Origin of the sequence: Brevundimonas sp., assembly GCF_044239655.1 — a bacterium.
Taxonomy (GTDB): Bacteria; Pseudomonadota; Alphaproteobacteria; order Caulobacterales; family Caulobacteraceae; genus Brevundimonas.
In genome coordinates, this window is sequence record NZ_JBIIAY010000016.1 from 1 (window position 1) to 18,509 (window position 18,509).

General features: G+C 66.6%; 17 protein-coding genes. 8 read left to right on the forward strand and 9 right to left on the reverse strand.

Features of this window, described 5'->3' with window-relative positions:
* The 3 genes from ACILQR_RS03645 to ACILQR_RS03655 form a co-directional block, all read left to right on the forward strand.
* Positions 1-554: ABC transporter permease (locus ACILQR_RS03645; RefSeq protein ID WP_395650143.1), on the forward strand; the 554-nt coding region annotated here is incomplete at its 5' end.
* 12 nt (positions 555-566) lie between these two features.
* On the forward strand, positions 567-848 hold the full coding sequence (locus tag ACILQR_RS03650; RefSeq protein ID WP_395650144.1) for a DUF427 domain-containing protein: 282 nt from the start codon (positions 567-569) through the stop codon (positions 846-848).
* A 99-nt stretch (positions 849-947) separates the two neighbouring features.
* A complete protein-coding gene (locus ACILQR_RS03655) occupies positions 948-1,943 on the forward strand; it encodes a hypothetical protein (RefSeq protein ID WP_395650145.1) in 996 nt (331 codons plus the stop codon).
* Positions 1,944-2,279: 336 nt separating this feature from the next.
* On the opposite strand, the gene ACILQR_RS03660 is transcribed toward ACILQR_RS03655, so the two are convergent.
* The 5 genes from ACILQR_RS03660 to ACILQR_RS03680 all read right to left on the reverse strand — a co-directional run bounded on the left by ACILQR_RS03660 (position 2,280) and on the right by ACILQR_RS03680 (position 5,310).
* Positions 2,280-2,663, reverse strand: coding sequence for a hypothetical protein (locus ACILQR_RS03660; protein WP_271146311.1), 384 nt, complete (start codon positions 2,661-2,663; stop codon positions 2,280-2,282).
* 71 nt (positions 2,664-2,734) lie between these two features.
* Positions 2,735-3,265: a hypothetical protein gene (locus ACILQR_RS03665; RefSeq protein WP_395650146.1), complete on the reverse strand. Its 531-nt coding sequence runs from the start codon at positions 3,263-3,265 to the stop codon at positions 2,735-2,737.
* A gap of 227 nt (positions 3,266-3,492) precedes the next feature.
* Positions 3,493-3,867: a hypothetical protein gene (locus ACILQR_RS03670; protein WP_395650147.1), complete on the reverse strand. Its 375-nt coding sequence runs from the start codon at positions 3,865-3,867 to the stop codon at positions 3,493-3,495.
* Between the two features lie 13 nt (positions 3,868-3,880).
* A complete protein-coding gene (gene phaR / locus ACILQR_RS03675; protein ID WP_395650148.1) occupies positions 3,881-4,507 on the reverse strand; it encodes a polyhydroxyalkanoate synthesis repressor PhaR in 627 nt (208 codons plus the stop codon).
* Positions 4,508-4,599: 92 nt separating this feature from the next.
* A complete protein-coding gene (locus ACILQR_RS03680; protein WP_271146315.1) occupies positions 4,600-5,310 on the reverse strand; it encodes a hemolysin III family protein in 711 nt (236 codons plus the stop codon).
* Between the two features lie 149 nt (positions 5,311-5,459).
* Here ACILQR_RS03680 and ACILQR_RS03685 point away from each other — a divergent pair, with 149 nt between their 5' ends.
* Complete coding sequence (locus tag ACILQR_RS03685) at positions 5,460-6,635, forward strand: acetyl-CoA C-acetyltransferase (RefSeq protein WP_395650149.1); 1,176 nt, start codon at positions 5,460-5,462, stop codon at positions 6,633-6,635.
* Positions 6,636-6,681: 46 nt separating this feature from the next.
* On the opposite strand, the gene ACILQR_RS03690 is transcribed toward ACILQR_RS03685, so the two are convergent.
* From ACILQR_RS03690 to argB, 4 genes are all read right to left on the reverse strand, one after another.
* Positions 6,682-7,662, reverse strand: a complete 981-nt coding sequence (locus ACILQR_RS03690) for a hypothetical protein (RefSeq protein ID WP_395650150.1) — start codon at positions 7,660-7,662, stop codon at positions 6,682-6,684.
* 112 nt (positions 7,663-7,774) lie between these two features.
* Positions 7,775-8,632, reverse strand: coding sequence for a 2,3,4,5-tetrahydropyridine-2,6-dicarboxylate N-succinyltransferase (gene dapD, locus ACILQR_RS03695; protein ID WP_395650151.1), 858 nt, complete (start codon positions 8,630-8,632; stop codon positions 7,775-7,777).
* On the reverse strand, positions 8,629-9,291 hold the full coding sequence (locus ACILQR_RS03700; protein ID WP_395650152.1) for a pyrimidine 5'-nucleotidase: 663 nt from the start codon (positions 9,289-9,291) through the stop codon (positions 8,629-8,631). The genes dapD and ACILQR_RS03700 overlap by 4 nt, the downstream gene beginning before the upstream one ends.
* Positions 9,288-10,229 (reverse strand): acetylglutamate kinase, encoded by a 942-nt coding sequence (gene argB / locus ACILQR_RS03705; protein WP_395650166.1) that lies wholly within the window; start codon positions 10,227-10,229, stop codon positions 9,288-9,290. Before argB ends, ACILQR_RS03700 begins: the two co-directional genes overlap by 4 nt.
* 167 nt (positions 10,230-10,396) lie before the next feature.
* Here argB and ACILQR_RS03710 point away from each other — a divergent pair, with 167 nt between their 5' ends.
* The 4 genes from ACILQR_RS03710 (at position 10,397) to ACILQR_RS03725 (ending at position 18,252) form a co-directional block, all read left to right on the forward strand.
* A complete protein-coding gene (locus ACILQR_RS03710; RefSeq protein WP_395650153.1) occupies positions 10,397-14,761 on the forward strand; it encodes a M10 family metallopeptidase C-terminal domain-containing protein in 4,365 nt (1,454 codons plus the stop codon).
* Positions 14,762-14,888: 127 nt separating this feature from the next.
* Positions 14,889-16,289, forward strand: coding sequence for a glycosyltransferase family 4 protein (locus tag ACILQR_RS03715; RefSeq protein WP_395650154.1), 1,401 nt, complete (start codon positions 14,889-14,891; stop codon positions 16,287-16,289).
* Positions 16,286-17,515 carry a hypothetical protein gene (locus ACILQR_RS03720; RefSeq protein WP_395650155.1) on the forward strand — a complete coding sequence of 410 codons (1,230 nt, stop codon included), beginning with the start codon at positions 16,286-16,288 and terminating at the stop codon, positions 17,513-17,515. The genes ACILQR_RS03715 and ACILQR_RS03720 overlap by 4 nt, the downstream gene beginning before the upstream one ends.
* Positions 17,512-18,252: a tetratricopeptide repeat protein gene (locus ACILQR_RS03725; RefSeq protein WP_395650156.1), complete on the forward strand. Its 741-nt coding sequence runs from the start codon at positions 17,512-17,514 to the stop codon at positions 18,250-18,252. Before ACILQR_RS03720 ends, ACILQR_RS03725 begins: the two co-directional genes overlap by 4 nt.
* The last annotated feature ends 257 nt before the right edge of the window (positions 18,253-18,509 follow it).

Below are 18,509 nucleotides of genomic sequence, written 5' to 3' on the forward strand. Positions count from 1 at the left end.
CCCAGTCGATCTTCAACGCCTCGTTCGGGATCTATTTTCCGAAATTCACCGGCACGATCTACGAGATCCTGTCGGCGCCGGTCAGTCCGATGGAGATCGTCATCGCCTATGTCGGGGCGGCGGCGACCAAGTCGGCGGTGCTGGGCCTGATCATCCTGGGAACGGCGGCCTTCTTCGTGCCCTTGCAGGTGCTGCACCCGGTGGCGATGTTCGCCATGCTGGTGCTGATCTCAGTGACCTTCAGCCTGTTCGGCTTCATCATCGGCATCTGGGCCGACGGGTTCGAGCAACTGCAGATGATCCCCATGCTGGTGGTCACGCCGCTGACGTTTCTGGGTGGGTCCTTCTACTCGATCGACATGCTGCCGCCTGTGTGGCGGACCATCACCCTGTTCAACCCGGTGGTCTATCTGATCTCGGGCTTCCGCTGGACCTTCTACGGGTCGGGGGACGTTGCGGTGGGTTGGAGCGTGCTGGCGACCCTGGGCTTCCTTGGGGTCTGTCTGCTGATCGTCGGCTGGATGTTTCGGACCGGCTACCGCCTGAAGGCCTGAGGAGATATCGCCGTGGTCGAAGCCGTCTGGAACGGGGCCGTCATCGCACGGTCCGACAATACCGTGGTGGTCGAGGGCAACCACTATTTCCCGCGCGCGGCCGTGGACGCCGCCGTGCTGAAACCCAGTGCGACGACCAGCGTCTGTGGCTGGAAGGGGACCGCGTCCTACCATTCGATCGAGGTGGACGGCAAAACCAACACCGACGCCGCCTGGTACTATCCCGAGCCCAAGTCGGCGGCGGCCGAGATCGCCGACCGCATCGCCTTCTGGAAGGGCGTCCAGGTCCGCTGACCGGCGGCCGCGACCGTCGCCCGGGGGCGGGTCATGAATCCGACCCGGTTCGGGGGCAAGTCTTCCGGCCCCGTACGAAGACCCCCGCGTGAGCCCGCCATGACCGATCGAGACGACGCGACCGAAGACACCCCTCAGACCCCGTCCCAGATCGCGCACCAGCCCTTCGTGCGTCGTCAGGCCCAGTGGGGCCGGCCGCCGTCGCAGATCTTCCAGGTCGGGCCCCTGCCGAAGGCGACGCCGCTTCCGCCCCTTCCCGAGCCTCCGCCGATGCGGGCACCGGTCGCCGCCCCGCGCCCGTCGGGTTCGGCCTCGTCCATTCTCAGCGGATCGATGATCCCTCGCGCGGCTCCGGCCCGGCCTGACGCTCCCGCTGTCGCTCCGACCACGCCCCAACCGGTCGCGCCCACTGTGGCATCCCCGACCGTCGCCGCGCCCGCCAGGCTGGCCATCGACGCAGAGGTTCGCCCCCTGCCGCCGGCACCCCGGATATCGCCTGCGCCCCTGGCACCGACGGTGACGCCGCCGTCGGCACCAAAGACCTCGGTCGCGGCCCCCTTGGCACCGGAAACGGTCGCCGCCCCCGCCCCGATCGGCGCGCGACCCCGGCCCGCGCCGAGGTCGAGGATACCCCTCTATGCCGGTGGCGCGGTGGCGGTTCTGCTGCTGGCCGCAGGCGGGGTCTGGCTCGCCACCCGCACGGCGCCGGTGGAGCCCCCCGTGACGGCCGAGGTCCCCGCGCCGGTGTCTGTGCCGGTGTCTGCACCGGCATCCGTACCGGTCTCGACGGTCGCGGTGCCCGAGGTCGCCTCAGTGCCGGAGCTTGCCGTAACCGCGCCCACGCCTGCACCTACGCCGCGCGCGGTTCCACCATCGCCGGCCGCCTCTCCGACCAGGGCCGCGTCCCAGCCCGCGCCGTCCCGCTCATCCGCGCCCACGCGAGCGCCTGTCGCCTCGACGCCGGAGCCCGTCGCCCCTCCCGCGATCGAGACCCAGCCCCTGATCGTCCCCGCCCCGCAGCCCCCGACCGCTGCGAGGCCGTCCCAGGCCGATCCCGACGCCCCGATCTCGACCCGGCCCCAGCCGCTGGATTGAGGCGTTCCATCCTGTCTCTTCGTCATCCTCGCCCTTGTGGCGAGGATCCAGACTCTCGGTCTCTGCCGTGGCCCACGGCTGTCACCGTGAATCTGGATCCTGGGCACAAGGCCCAGGATGACGGTGTCGAATGGACCCGACTGAATTGAGAATGCTCTGAAGCGTGCGGTCAGCCACCTCATGTCGAAGGAATTTATTCCTTCGACACACTTGCGCATCGGTCGGCAGCGGCTATGTGGGGTGGGTAGCGACCGTCGCCGTCGGCTTCAAACGGTTGAAGCGGTTGAAACGGTTGAAACGGTCGATGCTTTTTTTGTCGACCGTTCGGTTCGGCGGTCAGGCCGTACGCAGGGTCAGGTAGCCGCGCTCGACCATGCGGCGCAGGCCTTCATAGGCTTCCGACAGTTCCTCATAGGCGCTGCGGAAGGCGGTGAGGCGGGCGGTCTGGTCGGGGGTCACGGGCGAGCCGGATTCGGACAGGCGCAGCGCCTCGGACACCCATTTGGTCCGGGCCGTGGCGACCGAGACGGCCAGCCGCTGGAACATGGCCGCGTCGATCACCGACAGGGAGGCGGCGATGACCTCGCGGTTGGAGATGAAGGCGGTGTAGTCGATCTGCTCCAGCAGGCCGCGCAGGCGGCGCTGCTCGTGCGGATCGGAATCCTGCGGCTCGAAATGGTCGCGCGAGCGGCGGGTGGAACCGGTGAGGATACTCGACATCGTCAGACCCATGGGGCGGGAAGCGGGGGGCGGAAACGGGGGCGTCAGGGCCTGAGGGTGCGCCTCGCCGGTTAACGATCTGTTCCACCGGCCACGGGACGAGGCTGGTCCGGGGCGGTCCAGCCGGGTGGCAGGGGTTCGCCCCAGCCCTCGGGCAGGTCTGCCGGGTCGTGGTTGAAATAGCCGGTGGGTGACCGGAACCCCAGCACATACCAGACCTCGATCATCCGGCCCCAGGCCAGGGCCGTCATCGGCGCGGGGGCCGTCTTCAGGGCGGCCAGGCCCAGGCCCAGCCGGCCCGCGACGTCGGCGGCCTCCAGCGCGCCGTCCGGCTCGGACAGGATGTCGTCGATCAGGGTGTTCAGGGCGGTCTCGACCCGGCGCACGACCTTGGGCGAGGCGGGCCCGGCGTCGGGGCCCAGGGTCCAGTCGCGGACTTCGGTTCGCAGGGCCGTCAGGCGGGTGCGGATCTCCGGGGTGAGCCGGGCAGTCTCGTCGTCGGTCGCGGGTTCAGGCTTGCGCTCCCGCAACAGTCGCACGGCCAGGGCTCCGCCGGCGACCACGAGCAGGGCGATGGCCTGGATGGCGCGGGCGTTGCTCATGACGGGGCGTGGGCGCGGGGCATGGAGGGGGTCTCCGCCCGGCCGGTGCCCGCGTCAAGTCAGAGCAGGGCGGCGAACAGGACGGCGACGACCAGAACGTCGAAGGCGCGGAAGGCGGAGGGAAGGAATGACATGGGCCGGAACCGCTGGATCGGGACAGAGGCCCCGTTCGCTGCAAGCCCCGGGCCAGATCGCGCGTCAGGCGAAACGGCGCGTGGGTCGGGGGATCAGACCTCGGTCTTGCCGGTCTTGCCCACCGGGGGGCGTCGCTCCTTCTCGCCCGAATATTCGGCCCCGAGATAGGTCGATCGGGCCGCGCCCATGACCGGCGGGCCGCCCCGGATGCCGGTGCGCTGGCCGCCCTGGCCGATCAGCTGGGCGGCGAAGGCGGCGGCGGGGGCGGCACTGACGTCGCGGATCAGGGTGGCGCGCTGGGCAGGCTCTGCCGGGCCGTCCTGTGCCGGCTCCGGTTCGATCTCTGTGGGGACGAGCGCGCGAGAGGCGGGGCCTTCGCCGGGCGTACGCCGCTGGGATGCACGACGATCGCCCGAGCGACGCTCATTGCCCGCGATCGGGGGAATGGGTCGGACGCCGTCGGTCATCGCCCGGCGGTCCTCACGGCTTGGGGGTCGAGGCGATACGGTCGATCTGGGCCCGCATCTCGTCCATCTGGCGGCGCATCTCGTCCAGCGGATCGGGGCCGGAGGGGGCTGCCGGCGCGGTCTCCTGGGGGGGCTCGGGCTCGGGACGGGCGGCGGTGTAGGTCGAGAAGGCCGGGAACATCTTCATGGCGTTCTGGAAGATGGCCATGTTCTGCTTGACGGCCTCCTCCATGAGGGAACCCGTGGGGCCGCTGGAGAAGGCCTTGGCGACCTGGGTGCGGTACTGTTCCTGCTGGCGCGAGAAGCTCTCCAGCGACATCTCCAGATAGGAGGGCAGCACCCCCTGCATCTGGCCGCCGTAGAAGCCGATCAGCTGGCGAAGGAACTGGACCGGCAGCAGGGCCTCGCCCCGGCTCTCTTCCTCGAAGATGATCTGGGTCAGGATCTGGCGGGTCAGTTCCTCGTTGGTCTTGGCGTCGAAGACCACGAAGTCGGTGCCCTCGCGGACCATCTTGGCGAGGTCTTCCAGGGTGACGTAGGCGCTGGTGCGGGTGTTGTAGAGGCGGCGGTTGGCGTATTTCTTGATGACGACGACGTCGCCGTCCTTGGCCTTGCCAGTGTTGGGTTTGTCGTCAGCCACGCCGATCCAGCTCCCTGTCGATTTTGATCAGTATCCCGCACTGCGAAGACAGACGCCAGAGGCTTGTTGCACCGCGTTCCTCGACCCCGAAATCATGCCAGTTGCGGTGCCAGGACCACCCCGACGAGGACCGCGACCCAGTGGACGGCGGCCCCCGCGACCACGAACCCGTGCCAGATGGCACGGCGGAACTTCACCCGGGGACTGATGAAGACGAACACGCCGGTCGTGTAGATCAGCCCGCCGAGCACCAGCAGGGCCAGGGCGATCGGGTGGACCGTCTCCAGCATGGGCTTCATCGCCACCACCGCAAGCCAGCCGAACAGGATATAGACCCCGCTCCAGAAGGCGTCGGAGATGCGGGGCGCGACCAGCTTGACCGCCACGCCCGCCGCAGCGATGGCCCAGACCACGAGGGTGAAGCCGATGGCCCACATCCCCTCGAACCTCTGGGTCGTGAAGGGGGTATAGCTGCCCGCGATCATCAGAAAGATCGCCGCCTCGTCCATCCGCCTCAGCACAGGCCGGGCGGCACAGGGGTTGGTCCAGTTGTAGATCGTGGATGTGGTCAGCATGGCGATCAGGCAGATCGCATAGACGGCCGTGGCGATGACCGCCCCCGGCCCGCCATAGATCGCCGCCAGCACCGCCAGGACGATGCCGCCGACGCTGGCCAGGGACAGGCCGGTGATATGGACCCACAGATCGGCCAGGCGCTCGGCCCGGGTCTGGTAGTGGTCGATCATGTCCAGCGCGTCAGGCGTGCAGACATGGGTAAACAATGACTTCAGGCGCATCCTCATGGCTCCATCAAGCCGCCGACCGTTCGGTTCGTTCCCTCCATCTGAGCGCTAGCCGATGACCATCTGCTGAATCCGGCGTATGGGGCGTGACGAAAGCCGTCCTATGCGGCAGAAACGCCACGCAATATTTCAGCTCCGGATGAATACAAATGACTGATGTCGTCATCGTCTCCGCCGCCCGCACCCCGGTCGGATCCTTCATGGGCGGGCTGTCCAGCCTGCCGGCCTCGAAGCTGGGCGAGATCGCGATCAAGGCGGCGCTGGAGCGGGCGGGCGTGGACGCCGCCGACGTCGACGAGGTGATCCTGGGCCAGGTGCTTCAGGCCGGGACGGGCCAGGGACCGGCGCGCCAGGCCTCGATGGGTGCCGGCCTGCCGATCGAGACCCCGGCCTGGAGCCTGAACCAGCTGTGCGGCTCGGGCCTGCGCGCCGTCGCGCTCGGCTATCAGCAGATCATGCAGGGTGACGCCGCCATCGTCGTCGCCGGCGGCCAGGAGAGCATGAGCCAGGCCCAGCACTCGGCCTTCCTGCGCAGCGGCCAGAAGATGGGCGCGCTCGAGTTCACCGACACCATGCTGAAGGACGGCCTGATCGACGCCTTCCACGGTTATCACATGGGCCAGACCGCCGAGAACATCGCCGACAAATGGCAGATCACCCGCGCCGCCCAGGACGGCTTCGCCGTGACCTCGCAGAACCGCGCCGAGGCGGCCCAGAAGGCCGGCAGATTCGACGCCGAGATCGTCGCCGTGACCATCCCCGGCAAGAAGGGCGACACCGTCGTCGACAAGGACGAGTTCATCCGCCACGGCGCGACCATCGAGGCGATGGAGAAACTGCGCCCCGCCTTCACCAAGGAAGGCTCTGTTACGGCCGCCAACGCCTCGGGCCTGAACGACGGCGCCGCCGCCCTGGTGCTGATGTCGGCCGATGAGGCCAAGGCGCGCGGGATAGAGCCCCTGGCCCGCATCGTGTCCTGGGCCTCGGCGGGCGTCGATCCGTCGATCATGGGCACCGGTCCGATCCCGGCCTCGAAGAAGGCGCTGGAAAAGGCCGGCTGGACCGTCGCAGACCTGGACCTGATCGAGTCCAACGAGGCCTTCGCGGCCCAGGCCCTGTGCGTCGTCAAGGAGCTGGGGCTGGATACGGCCAAGGTAAACGTCAACGGCGGCGCCATCGCCATCGGTCACCCGATCGGGGCCTCGGGCGCCCGCATCCTGACCACCCTGCTGCACGAGCTGAAGCGGTCGGGCGGCAAGAAGGGTCTCGCCACCCTGTGTATCGGCGGCGGCATGGGTGTCGCGATGTGCGTCGAGCGCGCTTAGGTCCGTTCGGCAAGGTGGACGGCGGGCCTGAACCCGCCGGATCACCCTACAGGCGCGGATTGATCCAGAGCTGGGCTCCATCCATGTAGGTCCGGCCCACCAGGGTCGGGGCATCCGACATCGGATAGAACTGGCAGGGCCGTTCGCGGAACAGCTCCCAGCCACGGTCGCCCAGCATCTGGATGAAGTCGCCCTCGATCTTGCGGCTGTGGGTGCCCAGGAACAGGACGCGGACCTTGGGCTCCAGATCATCGATGATGCGGGGAAGCAGGTCTTCCTCGCCGCCCTGGATGTCGATGTGCATGAAGTCGATGATGTCGAGATGGGCGATGGCATTGATCACACCGATGGCCTTGACCTCGATCGTGGCGATGGGCTGGCCGCGATAGTCATTGGTCGCACCGGCGTCTGTGATCGCCGCCATGCCGGCGTCGAGCACATTGGACTCGGCCGGCCAGTACAAGGTGCTGTCCTCCCAGTGGGCGGCGGCGTGTAGCAGCTTCCACTCATAGCCGTTGGCCTGACCTTCATAGGGAGCGTCGGCCGGGACGATGTTGTTGAGCGCCAGATGCTGGCGCAGGGCGTTGTATCTGTCGCCATCGGCCTCGAAGGCGACGATGCGGGCATTGGGAAAGCCCAGCCTGTGAGCATTGACCGAGCCCAGCGACACCCACGGACCCCAGCCGGCGCCCAGTTCGACGATCGTCAGGGTGTCGCGGCCGGTGGCTCTCTCAACCGCGACGGCAAAGCCGACATACTCGATCGCCTCGCCCAGATAGGTGTCGGTCGGGATCGGGATACGCGTCTCGACGAAGCCGGTACGGTCCCATATCCACGGGCAGTAATCCAGCGACACCTTCACCCCCATGGCGTCCGTGAAGCAGGTGGGATCGACCGGGGTGTCGGTCGGCATGATGGCCCGAATCCGCTCGGGATCATCCCCCAGATAGCCGCGGAAGACATCGGTCTCCAGCGCAGGCAGGGCCTCTTCAACTGTCGAGGGGTGCATTTCGTGCAGGGCGGCCATCGGAAATCGACTCCGGAAATCAGTATGAAAGGCTCAGAAGAAGCCCGGTGCAGTCCTGTTGCGGGGCGGTGGTCGCGTCAAGCCCAAAACCGCCCCAAGCTGTACGGCAGGATCAGTCGCGCAGGAGTTCGTTGACGCCGGTCTTGGCGCGGGTCTGGGCGTCGACGCGCTTGACGATGACGGCGCAATATAGCGACGGCCCGCCGTTCGGGTCGGGCAGGGTGCCGGGAACGACCACGCTGTAGGCCGGCACTTCGCCCCGGAACACCTCGCCGGTGGCGCGGTCGACGATCTTGGTCGAACCGGACAGATAGACGCCCATGGCCAGGACCGCGCCTTCGCGGACGATGACGCCCTCGGCGACCTCGGCCCGGGCGCCGATGAAGCAGCCGTCCTCGATGATGGTCGGGTTGGCCTGGAGGGGTTCCAGCACGCCGCCGATGCCGGCGCCGCCCGACAGATGGACGTTCTTGCCGATCTGGGCGCATGAGCCGACGGTGGCCCAGGCGTCGACCATCGAACCCTCATCTACGAAGGCTCCGATGTTCACGAAGGACGGCATCAGGACGACGTTCTTCGCAATGTGCGCACCGTGCCGGACGATGGCCCCGGGCACCGAGCGGAAGCCGGCGGCCTGATAGTCGGCGGCGGCCCAGTCGCCGAACTTGTTGGGCACCTTGTCCCAGTAGGGGCCGACGCCCGGAGCGTGCGAGGTCGGGCCACGATCGCCGGTGCGCATGATGACGTTCTCGTTCAGCCGGAACGATAGCAGCACGGCCTTCTTGAGCCACTGGTGGGTGGTCCAGACGCCGTCGGCACCGCGCGTGGCGACGCGGGCCTGGCCCGAATCCAGCAGGGCGAGGGCTTGCTCGACCGCATGGCGGGTCTCGCCGTGCGTGGCGGGCGAGATGTCGGCGCGGTCGTCCCAGGCCGCTTCGACGACGGTTTCCAGATGGGCGAGGTCGGTCATGCGGCGGCCTTGAGTGCGTAGGACGTGAGGAAGTCGAGCAGATCGGGCGCGCTCGCATCGACCCAGGGGCCGATCTCGTGGCCGTGTCCGTCGCCGATCAGGACGGTGGCCATGCCGAGCGACCTGGCCGGCTGGAGATTGCGCGGCGTGTCCTCGAAGAAGACGGCGCGGTGAGGATCGATGCCGAACCGCTCGACGAAATGGCGATAGGTCGAGGGCGCGGGCTTGGGCGTCAGGTCCATGTCCTCGATGGCGAAGACTCCGTCGAACAGGGCGGTGATCCCGATCCGCTCCATGACGCGGGCGGCATGAAAGCGCGCGCCGTTGGTCAGGACGAAGCGGCGGCCCGGCAGGCCGGCCAGGACATCGGCCAGGCGGGGGTTGGGCTCCAGGCTGTCGAGGGGCACGTCGTGGACTTCGCGCAGGAATCGTTCGGGATCCACGGCATAGTTGGCCATCAGCCCGGCCAGGGTGGTGCCGTGCTCGTTGAGGAACTGCTTCTGAAGCACCTTGGCCTCGTCGGCGGGCAGGCCGACCGCGTCCACCATGAAGGCGTTGATCCGGGCCTGGACCAGACCCATGACCCCCTGCTCACGGGGATACAGGGTGTCGTCCAGATCGAAGACCCAGGTGTCGATGTGCGACAGGTCCAGCGTCACGCCGTCACCAGCGTCCCGGCCCCGTGCTCAGTGAACAGCTCCACCAGCATGGCGTGGGGACGGCGGCCGTCCAGGATGACGACGGCCTCGACGCCGGAGCGCACCGCATCCATCGCCGTCAGCAGTTTGGGGATCATCCCGCCGGTGGCGACGCCCGTGTCGATCAGCCCTTGCGCTTCGGCCACCGACATCTGGCGGATGAGGTTGCCGTCTGCGTCCAGCACGCCCTTGACGTCGGTCAGCAGCAGCATCCGCTTGGCGTTCAGCGAGCCGGCCACGGCGCCCGCGACGGTATCGGCGTTGACGTTGTAGGTCTGGCCGTCCTCGGCGACCCCGATCGGGGCGATGACCGGCACCCAGTCGTCAGTCTCCGAAGCGATCAGGCCGGCGATCAGCTTGGGATCGACCTTGGTCGGTTCGCCCACGAAGCCCAGATCGACCTCATGCTCGATCAGGCTGTCGGGATCGCGGCGGGTGCGGGTCGTCTTTTCGACGGTCAGCAGGCCGGCGTCCTTGCCCGACAGGCCGACGCCGCGCACATCGGCTTCCTTGCCGGCGACCGAGATCCAGTGCGCGATCTCCTTGTTGACCGCGCCCGACAGGACCATTTCGGCGACCGCCATGGTGTCGCGGTCGGTGACCCGCAGGCCGTCGATGAAGTTCGACTTCACCCCCGCCTTCTCCAGCATGGCGCTGATCTGGGGCCCGCCGCCGTGGACCACGACCGGGTTGACGCCCATCAGCTTGAGCAGGACGACGTCGGCGGCGAACTGTCTGGCCACGGCGGTCTCGCCCATGGCATGGCCGCCGTATTTGATGACCACGGTCTCGCGGTCATAGATCTGGATATAGGGCAGGGCCTCGGCCAGGGTCTTGGCCGTCGCCCAGGCCTGGGCGTCGCGCGCCTGATCTTCGGATTGCCGGTCGTTGTCTTCCATCACGCGCGGGCTGATAGCGGCCGCAGCGGCGGCTGTCACGGTCAATCGGGTCGAAGCCGCCGCTGCGAGGTTAACCCTCTGTGTCAAGCTGTGCCGTCCTTTGCGCCTTGCCGAACGCGGTGCGCTTGATAAGCTGATCTCCGGGGCGTTTCAGAGTAGGAAATCAGATGTTCGGCTTCGCAACGGCAGAGGGCGGAACATCGCTCGATTTCGCAACGCCTGCCGGCAGCGGCGGCGTGTCTGACGGACCTTCGACACGGGTGTTCGGAGACATCGCCAGCTATCAGACCTGTGCCTGCTGCGGGGGATTCCATACCGTTCTCGACCCGACGGCCGACGATCCCCTGTCCTTCCTGAACGCCGACGATCGCGGCGGACTGGTCGGATCGCGGCCATCGCTGACCACGGATGCCGCTGCAGTCCAGATCACGCGCAACAACCTGCACTGGGGGTCTGGCGCCCTCGGAACCGCCGCGACCGTGACCTATGCGTTCCGGGCCACGGCTCCGACGACCATGCCCACTGACACTTCGGGCTTCACCCAGTTCAACGCGGCCCAGATCGCTGCGACCCTGGTGGCCCTGGCCGCCTGGTCCGACGTGGCCAACATCACCTTCGTGCGCCAGGATACGGGTACCGGCTTTTCGGACAGCGCCTCGATCCTGTTCGGCAACTATGGGGCAGGGTCTGCGGGATCCGCCGCCTTCGCCTACGGGCCCGGCAGCACGGCGACGACGTCCAACGCCGGTGATGTCTGGGTCAATATCTCGGTGGCGGCCAACCCGAACCCGCTGGGCCTGAACTATGGCCAGCACACCCTGACGCACGAGATCGGCCACGCCATCGGCCTGCACCACCCGGCCGACTACAACGCGTCGGACGGGGTGACGATCACCTATGCCAACGACGCGACCTATTACGAGGATTCCCGCCAGTACACGGTGATGAGCTACTTCAGCGAGTCGAACACCGGCGGTTCGTTCGGCACCAGCACCTATGCGTCGGCACCGCTGATGGACGACATCGCGGCGGCCCAGCGGCTGTACGGCGCGAACATGACGACCCGGACGGGTGACACCGTCTACGGCTTCAACTCCAACGCGGACCGGGCCTATTACAGCGCCGTCTCGGGCGCGAGCCGGCTGGTGTTCTGCGTCTGGGACGCCGGCGGCACCGATACCCTGGACTTCTCGGGCTATGGCGTGACCCAGATCATCGACCTGCGCCAGGGCAGCTTCTCGAATATCGGTGGCCAGACGGGCAATGTCTCGATCGCCGTGGGGGCCGCGATCGAGAACGCGATCGGTGGGTCGGGGGCCGACACCATGTTCGGCAACGCGGGCGACAACCTGCTGACCGGTGGAGACGGCAACGACGTCATCGACGGCGGCCTGGGCAATGACACGGCGGTCTTCAGCGGCCTGCGCTCGGCCTATACGATCACCTGGAACGGGACCACCGCGACGGTTGTGGGTGCGGAGGGTACGGACACCATCTCCAACGTCGAGGTGCTGCGTTTCTCGGACCAGAGCGTCACGGCGCCTGCGCCCGCAGCCGGGATCACCGCGATCGGCGACATCACCGCCAACTCCATCGTGGGCACGGCTTTCGCAGACATCCTGCGCGGTCTGGGCGGCAACGACACCATCTCTGGAGGCGACGGCAACGACACCATAGAAGGCGGTCTGGGCAACGACGCCCTGATTGGCGGCAACGGCAACGACAGTCTTGCGGGCGGGCTCGGCAACGACACGATCGATGGCGGCGCGGGGGTCGACACGGCTTCTTATGCCGGAGCCAACGGCGGCGTCGTCGCCAACCTGACCAGCGGAACGGCGACCGGCGCGGACGGGACCGACACCCTGACCTCGATCGAGAACCTGGCGGGTTCGACCTTCAACGACACCCTGACAGGGGACGGTGCTGCCAACAACATTCAGGGCGGCGGCGGGATCGACACGATCTTCGGCCTGGGCGGCAACGACGTCCTGACCGCGGGGGCTCCAGGCACCAGCGGCGGGGCGCCGGACATCATCAAGGCCGCCAGCAATGCCAACAACACCATTGCGACCGCCGTGTCGCTGGACGGTGGCTTCGACCTGCTGGCGCGCGATGGCGTGAACAATCCCACGACGATACCCCACGCCACGGTCCTGGCGACAGCCCATGCGGGCGTGGAATATTATGCCGTCACGGTCGCGGCCAACACGACGGTGCGGTTCGATATCGACGGAGCTTCGTTCGACTCGACCCTGCGGCTGTTTGACGGGGGCGGCACCGAACTGGCCCAGAACGACGACGCGGCCGACGTCGGCGAGGAGTCGACCAACTCGGCGCTCAGCTACACCTTCACCACCGCCGGGACCTATTACATCCAGGTCGCCCTGTGGCTGACCAACGCCAACAACACCTTTACCAGCGGCCCCATGGCGGCGGGGTCGACCTATGCGCTTCATGTGTCCGTGCCGGGTCATGCCGTGGTCGCGCCGACCTTGGGCGGATCGACCCTGGACGGCGGGGACGGCAATGACGCCCTGACCGGGGGGGCGGGCACCGACTGGCTGCTCGGTGGAGCGGGCGACGACATCGTGATCGGCGGCGGCGGCAACGACCTGCTAACCGGGGGCGCGGGGGCCGATACCTTCCGTTTCGCTGCACGCGCAGACTCGTTCGTGGACACCGGGGTCGTCGACGACGTCATCGACGATTTCCAGACCGGTGTGGACCGGATCGACCTGATCGCGCTGAACCTGACCAACCTGTCGATCGCAGCCTCAGGCGAGTTCAACGTCGTCAGCGGCTCGACGGCTGCCGGGCTGTTTTCCGTGCGTGTTCGGGGAACCGTGGCTCTGTCCGACGTGCTTATCGGCAACCTGGCCGCCCCAACCTACATCTATGGGACGGCGGCCGGCGAAACCCTGACGGGGACGGCCGGGCCCAACTACATCATCGGGCGCGGCGGGGCGGACACCCTGATCGGGGGCGGGGGCTCCGACGTGTTCCTGTATGAGAACACAGGCGATTCGACGGCCGCCGCGCAGGACAATCTGGCCGACTTCCAGACCGGCGTGGACCGCATCGACCTGAATGCGCTGCGGACGACCTCGGTCAGTATCGCCCGGATCAACGGCGGCACCATTCTGTTCGCCGAAACGCCTGCCGGCGCCTTCCAGCTGACCGCTGCGGGGCGTGAGATCAATGGTGTGGACCTCGATTACGCCAGCCTGCATGGCGTCTATATGATCGGATCCGAAGGTGCCGACGTCATGGTCGGCTCTGTCTATGCCGATCCGATCGTGGGCAACGGCGGCAATGACATCTTGACCGGCGGTCGGGGTGCCGATGCGATCTCGGGCGGGACTGGAGCGGACATCTTCGTCTACACCTCGGCCCTGGATTCCAACCAGACCAACGGATACGATAACCTCTACGATTTCGAGACCGGCGTTGACCTGGTAGACCTGCGCGCCCTGGGCACGACCTCGATCAACATGATCCGAACCGAGAACGGCTCGACGTTCGTTTTCGCCGTCACGGCTTCCGGCAATTTCCTGACGACGGCCAACGGACGTGCCATCAATGGCCGCGATATCATGTTCGGGGGCAACCACGGAATTACCATGGTCGGCTCCAGCCAGGCGGATTCGCTCATCGGAACGATCATCGGCGACGTCTTCGTCGGCGGGGGCGGTGGCGATGCCATAGGCGGCGGAGGCGGAGCGGACGTCTACATCTACCAGTCGGCAGCGGAATCCAATCAGACAACCGGCTTCGACAACCTCTACGATTTCGAGACCGGGAGCGACGTGATCGATCTCCGCGCTCTGGGGACCACCTCCATCACCCTGATCCGCAGCGATAGCGGAGGCACGTTCATCTTTGCCCAGACGCCGACCGGCGACTTTCTGACCACGGCGGGCGCCACGGCGGTCAATGGGCGGGACATCCTGTACGGGTCGAACCACGGGACCTACATGATCGGGTCTAACAACGCCGACATCCTGCTCGGTTCAAGTTTGGCGGATCCAATCTTCGGCGGTGCCGGGAACGACACCCTGGTCGGTCGAGGCGGTGCGGACGTGCTGGTCGGCGAGGGTGGGGCGGATACCTTTGTCTATGAGGCGGCGTCCGATTCGTCGGTGGCGGCCGCCGACACGATCGTCGGCTTTGTGTCAGGCGTGGACAAGATCGACCTTCGCTTCATCCGGACGGGATCTTCGGACGTGTTCGGCATCGCCTATTCCGGTGGCGCCTCGTTCCTGTTCGTCGATCTGGGCGGCAACGGAACGAACGACATGCTGATCCAGTTGCAGAGCGTCACCTTGGCGACGAGCGACATTGTATGGAGTTTCCAAAGCGGCGCGCTGGAAGCGCAGGACAAGGCATTGCTGCAGGCTATGGCTGACGATGATGTGACGGGACCGCCTGACCTGTTCGGTCTGAATGGTTCTATCGGCCTGTCGATCGATGGTTTTGGTGTTGCGGGTCTGGAGGGGCACCCCCGGTCGATGTCTCCAGACTGGCTTCTTTGAGGGATGAGCGCATCTTTGGAGTCCAGATCATTGCCAGCCGTGCCTTGGGTCGCTACGCCATGATGTGTGGGCCGGTCGGGGGGATTTAGCCGTCGCTACGCCTGCGCATTCACATGACCGACGACCGATGGTGTCCGCTCCCGCGATGACGACGATCTATTTCGACATCACGACGTCCATTTCGTGGGGAGGCGCGCCCGTCGGTATCACTCGGGTCGAGCGAGAGATCGCCCGCCGCGCCGAGGGTCGCTGCGCCTCGCCGGTCCGGTACTGCTTCTTCCATCAGGCGACGCAACGGTACTATGTGATCCAGCAGGCCTTCGCCGAGCGGGTCCTGGCCGGCGAGTGCTGGATCGCGCTGGACGACATGCGTGGCCTGCGGCTGGACCGGTCGATCTCCGAACGGGACAACATTCTGGACGACATGCCCACGGACCTCACGGGAGCCGCGGCGGTGTTGGCGCTGCGATCGCGACTGGCCGATCTGCCGGTGGCCGATCTGTTGCGGCTGCGTGAAGACAACCGCTTCATCAACGTGAACATCAACGCCGACGGTCGCCGCAGCCTGGTCAGCGTCAGCCAGGTGGTTTCCGGCCCGGTTCCGATGAATTCCAGGACCTGGATCATCAACGGCGGTCTGGACTGGGAACACAAGAACGTTCGCGGGATGCGCAAGATCCGCAAGAAGACCGGGTTCAAATACCTGGCTATCATCTACGACATCATTCCGCTGCTGTACCCGCAGTATGTGGTGCCCTTCTATGTGGATCTTCTGAAGAAGTATTTCGGCGAGCTGTTCTGGACGGCCGACTACGCCTTCTGCATCTCCGAGACGACCAAGGCCGATGTGGCGAGTCATCTGTCGGAGTGGCGCCTGCCGGCCATGCCACTGGAAGCCTGGCCCCTCGGCAGTGACATCGTGGAAGCCGCCGCCGGGACCCAGCCGGGCTTCCCGACCGCCCTGGCCGACAAGAAATACCTGCTCTATGTCTCGACGATCGAGCCCAGGAAGAGCCACCGGACCATCGTCGATGCGTTCGAGCACGGTGTTCGGACCGGCGCGATTCCGGACGATGCCATGTGCGTCTTCGTCGGTCGGGTGGGCTGGAACACCGACAACCTGGTTCAGGAAATCCGTACCAATCCCCTGATCGCCGACCGGGTTTTGATCCTGTCGGGGATCCCGGACGAGGATCTGACGGAGTTGTACCGCAGGGCCCGGTTCGTGGTCTTCCCGTCGAAGTACGAAGGCTATGGCCTGTCGCTGGTCGAAGCGATGGCCCTGGGCAAGGCCTGTCTCAGCAGCGAGGCGGGATCGCTGCGCGAGGTCGGCGGCACGGCACCCCTCTACATCGACCCGATCGACTTGCGGAAGTGGTCCGATGCCCTGGTTTCCGCCTTCACGGACGACACCATGATCGCCGAACTCGAGAGGCGGTCGCTGACGGAATACACGCCCGTGACCTGGGACGACTCGGCCGACCTGTTCTACGGCATCCTCAATCGCTGGGTGGAGGCGGCCCGATGAAAGTCCTGTCGCTCGGCACCTATCCCATCCGTCTGCCGGTCCACGGCGGGCAGCGGCGCACGACCCAGATCGGCCTCTGCTACGAGCGGGCGGGCGTCGAATATCTGTACGCCTCAGTCTATTCCCCGACGACCTACAGCCCCGAAAAGGTGACGGAGCGGGACTATCCCTATTCGTCGATCGGCGGAGTCTATTCCGACGTGCCCTTCATCGAGGACATGGGCAGCGGTGCCTTCGCGGCGAGCCAGAGCGGGCCGTATCGGCATTTCCGCTCCCTGATCGAATCCATTCAGCCCGACGCCATCCAGATCGAGCAGCCCTTCATGTGGCCCCTGGTCCGAAAGTTGCGCGAGGAAGGCGTCCTGACCGACACCGCCCTGATCTATTCGTCCCACAATTTCGAGGCGCCGCTGAAGCGTGACATCCTCGAAGGGGTCGGGGTGGATCGCAAACTGGTCAATCGCGTCGAGGCCATGGTCCTGGACATCGAGACCGAACTGGCCGAGCAGGCCGATCTGCTGTTCTGCGTGTCGGCAGCCGACGCCCAATCCTATCGCGGCCTGAACCCTGCCTGCAAGCCGCTGGTGGTGCGCAACGGCAGCGAGCGGCCCGGCAAGGCCAAGCGCCCGCCCCACGGCGCCGCTTTCAAAGCCAATGAGTACCTCTATTTCGTCGGCAGTGCCTATCCGCCGAACATCCAGGGATTCGAGAAATACGTCCTCAGCGGCGGTCTCTACGGCTTCCCGCCGGAAAAGATGTTCGCGATCTGTGGCGGCGCTTCCGACGGCATCTACCAGTCCGGCCTCTACATGCCGCACGCCGAAGCCTACGGGGACCGGACCCACTTCTTCCCCCATCCGTCCGACGCCGAGCTCAGCTGGCTGCGCGAGAACGCCAAGGGCATCCTGCTGCCGATCGGTGCGGGCGGCGGCAGCAACCTCAAGACCGCCGAGGCCCTGAGCTCCGGAAAATGGGTGGTCGCGACATCGGTGGCCATGCGCTCGTTCGAGGATCACCAGGGCGACGCCGGGGTGATCGTGGCGTCCAGTCCGCGCGAGTTCCAGCAGGCCATGCTGGACGTCGTCTACGGCAAGCCGCTCAGCCTCACGGCCAGGCAGCGCGCCCAGCGCGAGGGTCTGTTCTGGGACCGGGTATTCGACGACAGCGGCTTGGCCGACAGGGTTCTTGCCCTGGACATCTCGGCGGTCGAGGGAGGACCGGCATGATCCAGCGCTTGCGCCGTCGTATCGCCCGGCCATTCCGCGACGCCGCGCGCAAGGCCATGGCCAGAGGGGCCTGGGCCGAAGCTCTGGCAAACTTCAAGCGGGTCGAAGCTATCAATCCTGGCAACCGGTCGGTTCTGCTGCCGATCGCCAATATGCACGCAGAGCTCGGCGAGCACGCCCAGGCGGAGAAGGTGTACTACGAAGCCGCGCAGATCCCGGAATACCGCGTCGAAGCCCGGATCGGCATGGCGCGGATTGCGGTTCGCAAGGCCGAGTGGCCCGAGGCTCGGTCGCGATGGGAGTCGGTCCTTGAGGCCATGGCCGAGGATGAAGCGAAATCTCCGGTCGTCCGTTCGACCTGGTCGATGTCGCCGGCGGAGATATTCCTTCAATCGTCCCTGGCCCGGGAGCTCGTCGGAGATGCGGCCGGCGCCGAACGAGACCTGGTGCTGGCCATGGCGTTGGAGCCGCCGATCCGTCGTTCCGCCGCCGCGTCGCTGATGCGGGGTCGGATGTTAGTGAAGGATGACGTCAGGGCTGGCTATCGGGTGCTGCTGAGCGCGCATCGGCGGTATTCTCAGGACTTCTCGATCCTGTACGAGCTAACCAGTGCCGCTGTGGTTGCCGGCGAGCGTGGCGAGGCGGACCGCCTTGCGAGGGCGCTGATCGCCCTTCAGCCCGACAATGCGTCGGCCCAGGCCTTGCTGCGTGAACGCGGTCTTGTCGTAGGCGGATAGATCTGCCGGCCAGGCCGAGGTCGGGCTTAGAACGCGACGCGACCGGTCACAAACAGATGATAAAACAGTGGTGGCCCAATCCCATAGGGGTTGGTAGCGTGCATTGATCTGGGAGACCTCAAACCGACTGTTAAGGTTTGCCGCGCACATCGGTTCTGCCTATCCGGGCCGATATTCATAGGGACGATGCTCCGATGACCGTGTTCACCAGCCGCTCAGGCGATCTTCGTTTCAGTTTTGCCCGTGCCATCGAAGGC